Source organism: Staphylococcus sp. HMSC34G04, from assembly GCF_001838765.1.
GTDB classification, from domain to species: domain Bacteria; phylum Bacillota; class Bacilli; order Staphylococcales; family Staphylococcaceae; genus Staphylococcus; species Staphylococcus epidermidis.
Map to the genome: position 1 here is coordinate 34,412 of NZ_KV838739.1, position 12,464 is coordinate 46,875.

At 33.3% G+C, this 12,464-nt stretch carries 8 protein-coding genes; all 8 read left to right on the top strand.

The features are described from left to right. Positions 1 to 190: 190 nt before the first annotated feature. The 8 genes from rseP to infB all read left to right on the top strand — a co-directional run bounded on the left by rseP (position 191) and on the right by infB (position 12,437). Entirely contained in the window at positions 191 to 1,477 is a 1,287-nt protein-coding gene (rseP, locus tag HMPREF3241_RS06930; protein WP_002446294.1) for an RIP metalloprotease RseP, read from the top strand. An 18-nt stretch (positions 1,478 to 1,495) separates the two neighbouring features. Beyond that, on the top strand, positions 1,496 to 3,199 hold the full coding sequence (locus tag HMPREF3241_RS06935) for a proline--tRNA ligase (RefSeq protein ID WP_002446295.1): 1,704 nt from the start codon (positions 1,496 to 1,498) through the stop codon (positions 3,197 to 3,199). 249 nt (positions 3,200 to 3,448) lie between these two features. Beyond that, positions 3,449 to 7,759 (top strand): PolC-type DNA polymerase III, encoded by a 4,311-nt coding sequence (locus HMPREF3241_RS06940; RefSeq protein WP_141763181.1) that lies wholly within the window; start codon positions 3,449 to 3,451, stop codon positions 7,757 to 7,759. Positions 7,760 to 7,938: 179 nt separating this feature from the next. Continuing rightward, positions 7,939 to 8,406 carry a ribosome maturation factor RimP gene (gene rimP / locus HMPREF3241_RS06945; RefSeq protein ID WP_002446297.1) on the top strand — a complete coding sequence of 156 codons (468 nt, stop codon included), beginning with the start codon at positions 7,939 to 7,941 and terminating at the stop codon, positions 8,404 to 8,406. A gap of 21 nt (positions 8,407 to 8,427) precedes the next feature. Further along, entirely contained in the window at positions 8,428 to 9,651 is a 1,224-nt protein-coding gene (gene nusA, locus HMPREF3241_RS06950; RefSeq protein ID WP_002446298.1) for a transcription termination factor NusA, read from the top strand. A 17-nt stretch (positions 9,652 to 9,668) separates the two neighbouring features. After that, positions 9,669 to 9,953: an RNase P modulator RnpM gene (rnpM, locus tag HMPREF3241_RS06955; RefSeq protein WP_002446299.1), complete on the top strand. Its 285-nt coding sequence runs from the start codon at positions 9,669 to 9,671 to the stop codon at positions 9,951 to 9,953. Further along, on the top strand, positions 9,953 to 10,270 hold the full coding sequence (locus HMPREF3241_RS06960; protein ID WP_002446300.1) for a YlxQ family RNA-binding protein: 318 nt from the start codon (positions 9,953 to 9,955) through the stop codon (positions 10,268 to 10,270). Before rnpM ends, HMPREF3241_RS06960 begins: the two co-directional genes overlap by 1 nt. 4 nt (positions 10,271 to 10,274) lie before the next feature. Next, positions 10,275 to 12,437, top strand: a complete 2,163-nt coding sequence (gene infB / locus HMPREF3241_RS06965) for a translation initiation factor IF-2 (RefSeq protein ID WP_002495757.1) — start codon at positions 10,275 to 10,277, stop codon at positions 12,435 to 12,437. The last annotated feature ends 27 nt before the right edge of the window (positions 12,438 to 12,464 follow it).

Below are 12,464 nucleotides of genomic sequence, written 5' to 3' on the forward strand. Positions count from 1 at the left end.
TTATTGAGATGTTGATGAGTGATGAATATCTCTTAACTCCTTTTCAGCACTTATTGATAAATTGTTAAGATACAATAACACAAAATAATATGATATTAAGTATTAACATATTATAATATTTAATATTATCTTCGATTTAATTACTTAGATGATTTTTTAATTAAACATAAATTCATTAGAGGTGTAGAACATGAGCATTTTAATTACGATTATTTCATTTATCATCGTATTTGGTGTCCTCGTAACTGTTCACGAATATGGACACATGTTTTTTGCTAAGCGAGCAGGAATTATGTGTCCTGAATTTGCGATTGGTATGGGCCCTAAAATTTTTAGTTTTCGTAAAGATGAAACATTATATACAATTCGTCTATTACCGGTGGGTGGTTATGTAAGAATGGCTGGTGATGGTCTTGAAGAACCCCCAGTTCAACCAGGTATGAACGTAAAAATAAAGTTAAATAACCAAGATGAAATCACACATATAATTCTAGATGATCAACATAAATTTCAACAAATTGAAGCTATAGAAGTTAAGAAATGTGATTTTAAAGATGACCTATATATTGAAGGTATTACTTCTTATGATGACGAAAGGCATCACTTCACTATAGCGAAAAAGGCATTTTTTGTCGAAAATGGAAGCCTTGTACAAATTGCTCCAAGAGATAGACAGTTTGCACATAAGAAACCATTGCCTAAGTTTTTAACATTGTTTGCAGGTCCATTATTTAATTTTATTTTAGCTTTAGTACTATTTATTGGATTAGCATACTACCAAGGTACGCCAACCAATGTCATAGGAGAAGTTGTGAAGAAGTCTCCGGCTGATGAAGCTGGATTGCACAAAGGTGATAAAATAGTTCAGGTAGGTAATCATAAAATTAAAAATTTTGATGATATCAAACATGTTCTTGACCAAAATAGAACGGCTAAAACAACTGTAAAAATTAAAAGGGATGGCCAAACCAAGTCTGTAGATCTCCAACCTAAAAAAGTAGAAAGAAAGATAACTAAAACTAAAACTCAAACAACTTATCAAATTGGTTTTGCTCCTACTACAGAACACAGCGTTTTTAAACCAATAAGCTACGGTATTTATAACTTTTTCGACAAAGGTAAGCTTATTTTTACAGCTGTTGTTGGTATGTTAGCCAGTATATTTACAGGAGAATTTTCATTTGATATGTTAAATGGCCCTGTTGGTATTTATCACAGTGTTGATTCTGTTGTTAAATCTGGAATTATTAATTTAGTAGGATACACCGCTTTATTAAGTGTTAACTTAGGAATAATGAATTTGTTACCTATTCCAGCGCTTGATGGTGGTCGCATATTATTTGTACTATATGAGGCTATTTTTAGAAAACCAGTGAATAAAAAAGCGGAAACAGGAATTATTGCTGTAGGCGCACTTTTTGTGGTTATTATTATGATTTTAGTCACTTGGAATGATATACAACGGTATTTCTTATAAATAGGGAGGAAAAAGAGAATGAAACAATCTAAAGTATTTATACCAACGATGAGAGAAGTCCCTGCAGAGGCGGAAGCATTAAGCCATCGTTTATTATTAAAAGCAGGGTTAATTAAACAGAGTACAAGTGGTATATATAGTTACTTACCACTAGCTACACGTGTCCTAAATAATATATCTAAAATCATACGTGAAGAAATGGAAAGTATAGATGCTGTAGAAATTCTTATGCCAGCTTTACAACAAGCAGAATTATGGGAAGAATCAGGTCGTTGGAGTGCATATGGTCCAGAACTAATGCGTTTAAAAGACAGAAACGGACGTGAATTTGCATTAGGACCTACTCATGAGGAAGTAGTCACTTCTTTAGTAAGAGATGAATTAAAATCATATAAACAGTTACCCCTTACTTTATTTCAAATTCAATCCAAATATAGAGATGAGAAAAGGCCACGCTTTGGATTATTAAGAGGACGCGAATTTCTTATGAAAGATGCATATTCTTTCCATTCAGATGAAGCTTCATTAGATGCAACTTATCAAGATATGTATCAAGCATATAGTCGCATATTCAAACGTGTAGGCATCAATGCAAGACCGGTTGTGGCAGATTCAGGTGCAATAGGGGGAAGTCATACACACGAGTTTATGGCATTGAGTGAAATTGGGGAAGATACAATAGTTTATAGTAATGAGAGTGACTACGCAGCTAATATTGAAAAGGCCGAAGTTGTTTATCATCCTTCTCATAAACATTCTGAACTTGCAGAATTGACTAAAGTTGAGACGCCAAATGTTAAAACAGCTCAAGAAGTTGCAGACTATTTAGAGAGACCATTAGATGAAATTGTAAAAACGATGATTTTTAAAATAGATGGCGAATTTATTATGTTACTAGTTCGTGGACATCATGAATTAAATGAAGTGAAATTAAAAGCATATTTCGGCACGGAACATGTTGAAATGGCTACACAGGATGAAATTGTTAATCTTGTGGATGCCAATCCGGGGTCTATTGGTCCTATTTTTGAAAAAGATATTAAAATTTATGCCGATAATTACTTACAAGATTTAAATAACTTTGTTGTAGGAGCTAATGAAGATCATTATCACTATATAAATGTCAATATTGGTAGAGACTTTGACGTAACAGAATACGGTGACTTTAGATTCATTACACAAGGTGAGATGTTAAGTGATGGCTCGGGAGTAGCACAATTTGCTGAAGGCATTGAAGTAGGACAAGTTTTCAAATTAGGAACAAAATATTCTGAATCAATGAATGCAACTTTTCTAGATAATCAGGGAAAAGCACAACCACTCATTATGGGATGTTATGGTATTGGAGTATCAAGAACATTAAGTGCAATTGTTGAACAAAACAATGACGAGAATGGGATTATTTGGCCAAAATCAGTAACGCCTTTCGATATCCATCTAATCACTATCAATCCTAAAAAGGAAGATCAACGTACTTTAGGTGATCAACTTTATCAAAAATTAATGGATTCATACGATATTTTATATGATGACCGAAAAGAACGTGCTGGTGTTAAATTTAATGATTCAGACCTAATAGGGTTACCGGTACGAGTTGTTGTTGGTAAAAGAGCTGAAGAAGGTATTGTTGAAGTAAAACAACGCTTTAACGGTTTAAGCGAAGAAGTGCAAATTGATGAATTAGAGACTTACTTACAAGATTTATTTAAGAATATTAAGTAAGTTGTAATATAATTGTTGATAGTTAAATTGATATTAATAAAGAGCAGGAAAGATGATGAAACATAATCTTAAATCTAACCTGCTCTTCTTTATTGTATTATTTACTATTTGTTTTTCATGAAAATACGTCCAATCAGTAGTATAATATGAAACGAATTTATTAAGTAACTTTATGAACAGTTGTAATATATCCAATGATGTTTAATAGTTTTAAATTTAGTATTAATTAAGGTGGTTATTATTTTGGCAATGACAAATCGAGAAAAGTTTAAAGTGCTTGCCGATCAAATAAAAATATCAAATCAACTAGAACAAGATATTCTTGAACAAGGTGAACTCACGCGTATAGATGTTTCAAATAAAAACAGAACATGGACTTTCCAAATATCACTCCCACATTTTTTATCTCATGAAGATTATCTTCTTTTTACACATGCAATTGAAGAAGAATTTAAAGAAATAGCTACAGTAGCAATTGATTTTTCAATTAAAGATACCAACAATCAAGATGAGTTTGCTTTAAAATATTTCGGACATTGTATTGATCAAACACGATTGTCGCCAAAAGTGAAAGGTCAATTGAAACAAAAAAAACTCATTATGAGTGGAAATGTTTTAAAAGTCTTAGTTTCAAATGACATTGAGAGAAATCATTTTGATAAGGCATGTAATGGTAGTTTGATTAAAGCATTTAGACAGTGTGGCTTTGAAATTGATAAAGTCGTTTTTGAAACAGATACAACAAATCACGATGATGACCTTGCATCTTTAGAAGCACATATTCAACAAGAAGATGAACAAAGTGCAAGAGAAGCAACTGAAAAATTAGAAAAAATGAAAGCAGAAAAAGCGAAACAACAAGATAATAATGAAAGTACAGTGGAAAAATGTCAGATTGGAAAACCAATTCAGATTGAAAATATAAAACCAATTGAATCAATTATTGAAGAAGAATTCAAAGTAGCTATTGAGGGTGTTATATTTGATATTAACCTAAAAGAACTTAAGAGTGGACGTCATATAGTTGAGCTTAAAGTTACTGATTACACAGATTCACTTGTATTAAAAATGTTTACAAGAAAAAATAAAGATGACTTGGAGCACTTTAAGGCACTTAGTGTTGGTAAATGGGTTAGAGCTCAAGGTCGTATTGAAGAAGATACTTTTGTTAGAGATCTTGTCATGATGATGTCAGATATTGAAGAAATTAAAAAGACACCTAAACAAGATAAAGCAGAAAATAAGCGTGTAGAGTTTCATTTACATACGTCTATGAGTCAAATGGATGGTATTCCTAATATTAGTGCATATGTTGAACAAGCTGCTAAATGGGGACACCGAGCCTTAGCAGTAACAGATCACAACGTAGTACAAGCTTTTCCCGATGCACACAATGCTGCCGAAAAACATGGTATTAAGATGATTTATGGTATGGAAGGTATGCTAGTAGACGATGGTGTTCCTATAGCTTATAAACCAACAGACCGTAATTTAAAAGATGCAACATATGTGGTGTTTGACGTAGAGACAACAGGTCTTTCTAATCAATATGATAAAATTATTGAATTAGCTGCAGTAAAAGTGCATAATGGTGAAATTATAGATAAGTTTGAACGTTTTAGTAATCCACACGAAAGATTATCTGAAACCATTATCAATCTTACACATATCACGGATGATATGTTAACTGATGCTCCTGAAATTGAAGAAGTGTTAACTGAATTTAAAGAGTGGGTTGGAGATGCGATATTTGTAGCTCATAATGCTTCATTTGATATGGGATTTATTGACACAGGGTATGAAAGGTTAGGCTTTGGACCTTCTACAAACGGTGTCATTGATACACTTGAGCTTTCACGTACAATTAATACCGAATATGGGAAACATGGTTTGAATTTCCTTGCCAAAAAATATGGTGTCGAATTAACGCAACATCATAGAGCGATTTATGATACAGAAGCAACAGCTTATATTTTTATAAAAATGGTTCAACAAATGAAAGAACTAGGTGTGAACAACCATCTAGAAATTAATAAAAAATTAACTAATGAAGATGCATATAAAAGAGCTCGTCCATCTCACGTTACACTCATTGTTCAAAATCAAGAAGGTCTTAAAAATTTATTTAAAATAGTTAGTGCTTCATTAGTTAAGTATTATTACCGTACGCCAAGAATTCCACGTTCTCTTTTAAATGAATATCGAGAAGGGATCTTGATTGGTACAGCTTGTGATGAGGGTGAATTATTCACAGCAGTAATGCAGAAGGATCAGTCGGAAGTAGAAAAAATAGCAAAGTTCTATGATTTTATAGAAGTTCAACCGCCTGCGCTTTATCAAGATTTAATGGATAGAGAATTAATACGAGATAATGAAACGTTAACACAAATTTACAAGCGATTAATAGATGCTGGTAAAAGTGCCAATATCCCAGTGATTGCTACTGGTAATGCGCATTATCTATTTGAACATGATGCTATAGCCAGAAAAATTTTAATTGCATCCCAACCAGGAAATCCATTAAATCGTTCAACATTACCAGAAGCTCACTTTAGAACCACTGATGAAATGTTAGATGATTTTCACTTCTTAGGTGAAGAAAAAGCATATGAAATCGTTGTGACAAATACAAATGAGCTCGCTAATAAAATTGAAAAAGTGGTACCTATAAAAGATAAACTATTTACGCCGAGAATGGATGGAGCTAATGAAGAAATTCGTGAGTTGAGTTATTCTAATGCGAAAAAACTATATGGTGAAGATCTACCACAAATTGTTATAGATCGACTTGAAAAAGAATTAGATAGTATTATTGGTAATGGCTTTTCTGTTATTTATCTCATATCTCAACGTTTGGTGAAAAAATCGCTAGATGATGGTTATTTAGTTGGATCGCGAGGTTCAGTAGGTTCTAGTTTCGTAGCAACAATGACCGAAATTACAGAAGTTAATCCGCTTCCACCACATTACATTTGTTCACATTGTAAGACAAGTGAGTTCTTTGATGATGGTTCGGTTGGATCTGGATTCGATTTACCAGATAAAAAATGTCCCACTTGTGGTAATGAATTAATTAAAGAAGGGCAAGATATCCCCTTTGAGACATTCCTTGGATTTAAAGGAGATAAAGTTCCAGATATTGACTTGAACTTTAGTGGTGAATACCAACCTAACGCGCATAATTACACAAAAGTATTGTTTGGTGAAGATAAAGTATTTCGTGCTGGAACAATAGGTACTGTTGCTGAAAAAACAGCTTTTGGTTTCGTTAAAGGTTACTTAAATGATCAAGGTATTCACAAACGTGGTGCTGAAATTGATCGGTTGGTTAAAGGTTGTACAGGGGTTAAACGTACGACTGGTCAACATCCTGGGGGAATTATTGTTGTACCGGATTACATGGATATTTATGATTTTACTCCGATTCAATTTCCAGCAGACGACCAAAGTGCAGCGTGGATGACAACCCATTTTGACTTCCATTCAATACACGATAATGTCTTAAAATTAGATATATTAGGACATGATGATCCAACGATGATTCGTATGTTACAAGACTTATCAGGAATTGACCCGAAAACTATACCAGTAGATGATAAAGAAACAATGCAAATATTTAGTGGCCCTGAGAGTTTAGGTGTTACAGAAGACGAAATATTATGTAAGACAGGTACATTTGGTGTGCCAGAATTTGGTACTGGATTTGTACGTCAAATGCTTGAAGATACTAAGCCAACGACATTCTCAGAATTAGTTCAAATTTCAGGTTTATCTCACGGAACGGACGTTTGGTTAGGTAATGCTCAAGAGTTAATTCGTCAAGGGATATGTGATTTATCTAGTGTGATAGGCTGTCGTGATGATATCATGGTATATCTAATGTATGCTGGACTTGAACCGTCAATGGCTTTTAAAACGATGGAATTTGTACGTAAAGGTCGCGGTTTAACAGATGAAATGGTTGAAGCGATGAAGGAGAATAACGTACCAGATTGGTATTTAGATTCTTGTCGTAAAATTAAATATATGTTCCCTAAAGCGCATGCTGCGGCTTATGTACTAATGGCTGTAAGAATTGCATACTTTAAAGTACATCATCCATTATATTATTATGCAGCATATTTTACTATAAGAGCTTCCGATTTTGATCTTATAACGATGATTAAAGATAAAACGAGTATTCGTAATACAGTTAAAGATATGTATTCACGATATATGGATTTAGGAAAAAAAGAGAAAGATGTATTAACTGTATTAGAAATAATAAATGAAATGGCGCATCGAGGTTTTCGATTGCAACCGATTAGTTTAGAAAAAAGTCAGGCTTTTGACTTCATTATTGAAGGGGATACATTGATTCCTCCATTCATTTCAGTGCCAGGACTTGGAGAAAACGTTGCACAAAGAATTGTTGAAGCGAGAGAAGAGGGACCATTTTTATCAAAAGAAGATTTAAATAAAAAAGCCGGCTTATCTCAAAAGGTTATTGACTATTTAGACGAATTAGGCTCATTGCCAGATTTACCTGACAAGGCACAATTGTCGATATTTGATATGTAAGCATTTCTTATTACTAAATTGATATCATATACGTTCAGTCATCTTTATTAGTAAACCTATATCAGTTTGTTTACTTATTAGACTTATGATATACTAAATATGTGTAAAAAAATGATTAACTCAGGCAGAAGAGTGGGCATAAACCCGCTCTTTTCTATTTGCCAAAAAAGGAGGCCTGTATGAGTAAAATTACTGAGCAAGTTGAAGCATTGATTCAACCAGTTTTAAATGATTTGGACTTTGAATTAGTAGACATTGAGTATGTTAAAGAAGGTAAAGACCATTTTTTAAGGATTTCTATTGATAAAGAAGGTGGCGTAGATCTTAATGATTGCACTTTAGCTTCAGAAAAAATTAGTGAAGTTATGGATGAAAATGATCCAATACCTGAAATGTATTATCTTGATGTTGCATCGCCAGGGGCAGAAAGACCAATAAAAAAAGAGAAAGATTTTTATAATGCTATCAATCAGCCCATTTTTGTATCTCTTTATGCACCAATTGAAGGAGATAAAGAATGGTTAGGTATTTTAAAATCTGTAAATGATGAATCAATTAATATGGAAGTTAAAGAAAAGGCAAAAACAAAAGAAATTGAAATTCCAAGGAATAAAATCGCAAAAGCACGTCACGCTGTAATGATTTAACGTGATGAGGAGGAAAAAAACGTGTCAAGTAATGAATTATTATTAGCTACTGAATATTTAGAAAAGGAAAAGAAAATTCCTAGAGAAGTTTTAATTGATGCAATTGAAGCAGCTTTAATTACTGCGTACAAGAAAAACTATGATAGTGCTAGAAATGTAAGAGTAGAATTAAATATGGACGAAGGTTCATTTAGAGTGATTGCACGTAAAGAAGTCGTTGAAGAAGTGTTTGATGATAGAGATGAAGTTGATTTAAGTACTGCTTTAGTCAAAAATCCTGCCTATGAAGTAGGAGATATTTATGAACAAGATGTTACACCGAAAGACTTCGGACGTGTAGGAGCTCAAGCAGCTAAGCAAGCTGTGATGCAACGACTTAGAGACGCAGAAAGAGAAATTCTATATGATGAATTTATCGATAAAGAAGAAGATATTCTAACAGGTGTGATTGACCGTGTAGACCATCGCTATGTATATGTGAATTTAGGAAGAATTGAAGCTGTGCTGTCAGAAGCTGAAAGAAGTCCTAATGAGAAATATATTCCTAATGAACGTATCAAGGTATATGTAAATAAAGTTGAACAGACTACAAAAGGTCCACAAATTTATGTATCAAGAAGTCATCCTGGATTATTAAAACGTTTATTCGAACAAGAAGTTCCAGAAATTTATGATGGTACTGTTATTGTTAAATCAGTAGCGCGTGAAGCTGGAGATCGTTCTAAAATTAGCGTGTATTCTGATAATCCTGATATAGATGCTGTTGGAGCATGTGTCGGTTCTAAAGGAGCACGAGTAGAAGCGGTTGTTGAAGAACTTGGTGGCGAAAAAATCGATATCGTCCAATGGGATGAAGATCCGAAAGTATTTGTTCGTAATGCTTTAAGTCCATCACAAGTTTTAGAAGTAATTGTTGATGAAGAGAATCAATCAACTGTAGTGGTAGTTCCTGATTACCAATTATCCTTAGCTATAGGTAAACGAGGACAAAACGCACGTTTAGCTGCTAAATTAACAAGTTGGAAGATAGATATTAAATCAGAATCTGATGCTCGAGAAGCTGGAATTTATCCTGTTATTGAAACAGAAGAAGTTGCAGATGAAATTGTTAATTCGGGTGACGAAGATGTTGAGTTTGATAATGTTAACTTGGAAGAGACAAACTTAACTAGTACAGAATTAGCTGCTGAAACTGATGAAGAAAAAACAGCTAAAACAGAAGAAGATAATGACACAGAATCATAGGTTGGAGTGATAAATTAATGAGAAAGAAAAAAATTCCAATGAGAAAATGTATTATATCTAATGAAATGCGTCCCAAAAAAGATATGATTCGAGTGGTTATTAATAAAGAAGGCGAAATCTTTGCAGATGCGACAGGAAAAAAACAAGGGCGCGGTGCATATGTGTCTAAAGATGTAGCTTTAGTTGAAAAGGCTCAACAAAAAGAAGTTTTAGAAAAATATTTTAATGCTGCTAAAGATACACTTGACCCTGTTTATAAAGAAATAATAAGACTGATTTATAGAGAAGAGATTCCAAAATAATGACTAAAATGAAAATTTTTAATTTACTTGGTTTAGCTATGAGAGCTGGTAAAATCAAAAGTGGTGAATCGGTCATATTAAACGAGCTTAAAAAGAAGCAAATAAAACTTGTCATATTAGCTAGCGATGCATCTAGTAATACTCTAAAACAGATGAATGATAAATGTAATAGTTACCAAGTGCCATTAAGAGTGTTTGGTACTAGAAATGAATTAGGGTTAGCAATAGGTAAAAGCGATAGAGTTAATATTGGTATAACAGATAATGGTTTTGCAAAAAAATTGTTATCAATGATAGATGAATATGGTAAGGAGTGATTATATGAGTAAAAAAAGAATTTACGAATATGCGAAAGAGTTAAATCTAAAGAGTAAAGAGATTATAGATGAGTTAAAAAGTATGAATGTTGAAGTGTCAAATCATATGCAAGCTTTAGAAGAAGAACAAATCAAAGCATTAGATAAAAAATTTAAAGCCTCTCAAGCGAAAGACACTAATAAACAAAATACTCAAAATAATCACCAAAAATCTAATAATAAACAAAATTCTAACGATAAAGAAAAACAACAAAGTAAGAATAATAGTAAATCAACGAAGAAAAAAGAACAAAACAACAAAGGAAAACAGCAAAATAAAAACAATAAAACTAATAAGAATCAAAAAAACAATAAAAATAAAAAGAATAATAAAAATAATAAACCTCAAAATGAGGTAGCAGAAACAAAAGAAATGCCCTCTAAAATCACTTATCAAGAAGGCATAACTGTCGGTGAGTTAGCTGAAAAGCTAAATGTAGAATCAGCTGGTATTATTAAAAAATTGTTCTTATTAGGTATTATGGCTAATATTAACCAATCATTGGATGAAGAAACATTAGAATTAATTGCAGACGACTATGGCGTTGAAATAGAGAAAGAAGTAGTCGTTGATGAAGAAGATTTATCAATTTATTTTGATGATAAGACGGATGATTCTGATGCAATTGAACGTCCAGCAGTTGTTACAATCATGGGTCACGTGGACCATGGTAAAACGACTTTATTAGATTCTATTCGTAATACTAAAGTTACCGAAGGAGAAGCTGGCGGAATCACTCAACATATTGGTGCTTATCAAATTGAAAATTCAGGTAAAAAAATTACGTTCTTAGATACTCCTGGACATGCTGCATTTACGACTATGCGTGCACGTGGTGCTCAAGTTACTGATATTACAATTTTAGTTGTGGCTGCTGATGATGGTGTGATGCCTCAAACAATTGAAGCTATAAATCACGCTAAAGAAGCAGAAGTACCAACGATTGTTGCAGTAAACAAAATTGATAAACCAACTGCTAACCCTGATCGTGTTATGCAAGAACTCACTGAGTATGGATTAATTCCAGAAGACTGGGGCGGTGACACAATCTTTGTACCACTATCTGCATTGAGTGGAGACGGTATTGATGATTTATTAGAAATGATTGGCTTAGTAGCGGAGGTACAAGAACTTAAAGCTAATCCTAATAAACAAGCTGTAGGTACTGTGATTGAGGCTGAATTAGATAAATCACGAGGTCCAGCTGCATCTTTACTTGTTCAAAATGGTACTTTAAACGTTGGAGATGCAATTGTTGTAGGTAATACTTATGGACGTATACGTGCAATGGTTAATGATTTAGGAAAAAGAATCAAATCTGCCGGTCCTTCAACGCCTGTAGAAATTACTGGTATTAACGATGTTCCACTTGCAGGTGATCGTTTTGTTGTATTTGGTGATGAAAAACAAGCACGTCGAATTGGTGAAGCACGTCATGAGGCAAGTGTCATACAGCAACGTCAAGAAAGTAAAAATGTTTCATTAGACAATTTATTTGAGCAAATGAAACAAGGTGAAATGAAAGATTTAAATGTCATCATTAAAGGTGATGTACAAGGTTCGGTTGAAGCATTGGCTGCATCACTAATGAAAATAGATGTTGAAGGTGTGAATGTACGAATTATTCATACAGCTGTTGGTGCTATCAATGAATCAGATGTTACTTTAGCTAATGCATCAAATGGTATTATTATTGGTTTTAATGTACGCCCAGATGCTGGTGCGAAACGCGCGGCTGAAGCTGAAAATGTAGATATGCGATTACACAGAGTTATTTATAACGTTATTGAAGAGATAGAATCAGCTATGAAAGGTTTACTTGACCCAGAATTTGAAGAGCAAGTCATCGGACAAGCTGAAGTGCGTCAAACATTTAAAGTTTCTAAAGTTGGTACAATTGCTGGTAGTTATGTGACTGAAGGTAAAATCACTCGTAACGCGGGTGTACGCGTAATTAGAGATGGTATCGTGTTATTTGAAGGTGAACTTGATACATTAAAACGTTTCAAAGATGATGCTAAAGAGGTAGCTCAAGGCTATGAATGTGGTATTACAATTGAAAAATATAATGATCTCAAAGAAGGAGACATTATTGAAGCGTTTGAAATGGTAGAAATTCAAAGATAATTTTGAAACTTATGGAGAGGCTATATG

What these genes read in the sequence shown, in the direction of transcription:
- rseP (WP_002446294.1), top strand. Translation starts at nt 191, where the DNA reads ATGAGCATTTTAATTACGATTATTTCATTTATCATCGTATTTGGTGTC.
- HMPREF3241_RS06935 (WP_002446295.1), top strand. Translation starts at nt 1,496, where the DNA reads ATGAAACAATCTAAAGTATTTATACCAACGATGAGAGAAGTCCCTGCA.
- HMPREF3241_RS06940 (WP_141763181.1), top strand. Translation starts at nt 3,449, where the DNA reads ATGACAAATCGAGAAAAGTTTAAAGTGCTTGCCGATCAAATAAAAATA.
- rimP (WP_002446297.1), top strand. Translation starts at nt 7,939, where the DNA reads ATGAGTAAAATTACTGAGCAAGTTGAAGCATTGATTCAACCAGTTTTA.
- rnpM (WP_002446299.1), top strand. Translation starts at nt 9,669, where the DNA reads ATGAGAAAGAAAAAAATTCCAATGAGAAAATGTATTATATCTAATGAA.
- HMPREF3241_RS06960 (WP_002446300.1), top strand. Translation starts at nt 9,953, where the DNA reads ATGACTAAAATGAAAATTTTTAATTTACTTGGTTTAGCTATGAGAGCT.
- infB (WP_002495757.1), top strand. Translation starts at nt 10,275, where the DNA reads ATGAGTAAAAAAAGAATTTACGAATATGCGAAAGAGTTAAATCTAAAG.